The following is a 1,398-nucleotide window of genomic DNA, read 5'->3' as shown; positions in this document are numbered from 1 at the left end:
TTCTTAGGAAAAGGATCTGCCTCACAGACACCTCGCCGCGCGGCCGACCCATCTGCCTGGCTCACCGGCTACCGACGTATGACCATCCGCTACGAACGCCACGGCGAACACTTCGCCGGCTTCCTTCACCTCGCCGTCGCACTCACCTGCTTCAAGAAACTCCCCACATGAGACACGCTCTAAGTCAGTCGCCGTGCGCGCCATGGAGATGATGGCCGACGGTGACCACGCCACGTTCGAGGAGTTGGTGCACCCCGACGCCATCAATCACGAGTCGCGGACCGAACCCCCGTGCACCAGAGTCGCGGGCCCCGAAGGGTTCCATGCGACCGCGCTGTGGTTGCGCGGTGCCTTCGCCGAGTTGCACCACGACATCCTGCACGCCGTGGCAGAGGACGATCTCGTCGTGCTCGATACCGTCATGACCGGCCGCCAGGTCGGGCCGTTCGTGACCTACACCGAACACGGTCACGTGGACCAGGCCTTCGTACCGACCGGAAAAACCTTCTCCGTCCGCCAAACACACTGGCTACGAATCCACGACGGCAGGTTGATCGAACACTGGGCCGTCCGCGACGACCTCGGCATGGCACAACAAGCCGGATGGATCCCACCGACACCGGCCGGCCTGATCCGAAACGCCCTCGCCAAACGGCGAGCACGCAAGACCCCTGCCGCCGGGACAGCGTCCCACTAAGAGCGTGTCTCATGTGGGGAGCTTCTTGAAGCAGGTGAGTGCGGCGGCGAGGTGAAGGAAGCCGGCGAAGTGTTCGCCGTGGCGCTCGTAGCGGATGGTCATGCGCCGGTAGCCGGTGAGCCAGGCAATGGTGCGTTCGATCTTCCATCGGTACCGGCCGAGGCGATCGTTTCGCTCGATGCCGCGGCGGGCGATCCGCGGGACGATGCCTCGTTCGCGCAGCCACCGTCGGTGCATGTCGTAGTCGTAGCCCTTGTCGGCGCGAAGCTTTCCCGGCTTGCGTCGGCGCGGTCCGCGCCGAGACTTCACGCCCGGAATCGCTGCCACCAATGGTTGCAGCATCGTGCTGTCATGGGTGTTCGCCCCGGTCACGCCCACGACCAGTGGGATTCCATTCGTTTCGGACAGGACGTGGATCTTCGATCCCTTCTTACCGCGGTCGACCGGGCTGGGACCCGTCAGTGAGCCCCCCTTTTCGCCCGCACGCTTGCCGCGTCCAGGATCGCTGCCGTCCAGTCGAGTTCGCCCGCGCTACCGAGTCGATCGAGCACCTCGCGATGGAGTTTCTCGAACACCCCATCCCGCACCCAGGCACTGAACCGTCGATGCGCGGTCGGCACGGTTACCCCGAACGAGGGCGGCAGGTGCCGCCACGCACATCCGCTGGTGAGCACGTACACGATCGCGGTGAACACCGCCCG

The 1,398-nt window shown here is 65.2% G+C and carries 2 protein-coding genes; one reads left to right on the top strand and one right to left on the bottom strand.

Annotation, left to right across the window (positions count from 1 at the left end; genetic code table 11):
- Positions 1-202: 202 nt before the first annotated feature.
- The gene (locus MLGJGCBP_RS21270; protein WP_160097903.1) at positions 203-697 is read left to right on the top strand and encodes an ester cyclase; all 495 of its coding nucleotides are present in this window, start codon (positions 203-205) and stop codon (positions 695-697) included.
- Between the two features lie 9 nt (positions 698-706).
- Here the strand turns inward: MLGJGCBP_RS21270 and MLGJGCBP_RS21265 are convergent.
- Positions 707-1,398, bottom strand: a protein-coding gene (locus MLGJGCBP_RS21265) for an IS5 family transposase (RefSeq protein WP_160097902.1) whose coding sequence is annotated in 2 segments (ribosomal slippage) — positions 707-1,173 and positions 1,173-1,398 — 693 coding nt annotated over the 2 segments. Because the reading frame shifts where the segments join, the coding sequence is not laid out codon by codon here. This gene is flagged as partial in the annotation.

This window comes from Rhodococcus sp. T7 (assembly GCF_009872365.1).
Taxonomy (GTDB): domain Bacteria; phylum Actinomycetota; class Actinomycetes; order Mycobacteriales; family Mycobacteriaceae; genus Rhodococcus_F.
Note: the sequence above shows the minus strand (reverse complement) of the source record. Positions and strands in the feature narration are given on the sequence as shown.

Coding starts and splice junctions, on each gene's coding strand:
- MLGJGCBP_RS21270 (WP_160097903.1), top strand. CDS start 203: ATGGAGATGATGGCCGACGGTGACCACGCCACGTTCGAGGAGTTGGTG.